A 411-nucleotide genomic window follows, 5' to 3' on the forward strand; every position below is an offset into this window, starting at 1 on the left:
GATCCCCGTTCCATGGGCGGCCATCGAACGCATCACTTCGAGTGAGGCGACCCTGCTGCAGATGTCCGGCGCGATCTGCATCCGTTCGAAGAGCTCATTCATGAACCCTTCGGACTGGCCTTCCCTGAATAGGATCACGGAACGGTCGATCAGATCGGTCAGTTCCAGCCGCGTTTCTGTTGCCAGCGGGTGGTCGGTCGACAGGAACGCCACGGGGCTCACCTGCCTCAACCTGCGTCGTCTGAATTTGCCCGCGAAGCCGACGTCGTATGAAATCGCCACATCCATACGCCCGGTGGTCAGCGCGTCGGCGATATCGGTAAACCTTCCCTCACGCCCCTCGATGCGCAGATCGGTAAAACGGCTTTTCAATCGGTCGAGGGCGGGCGCCAGATACCATGGCGCGATGTC

Annotated in this window: 1 protein-coding gene; it reads right to left on the minus strand. The window is 60.6% G+C overall.

Annotation, left to right across the window (positions count from 1 at the left end):
- A partial coding sequence (locus A3764_RS20880) for a LysR substrate-binding domain-containing protein (RefSeq protein WP_236628277.1) occupies positions 1-411 on the minus strand: 411 nt, incomplete at both ends.

This window comes from Sulfitobacter sp. HI0129 (genome assembly GCF_001635395.1).
Taxonomy (GTDB): Bacteria; Pseudomonadota; Alphaproteobacteria; order Rhodobacterales; family Rhodobacteraceae; genus Sulfitobacter.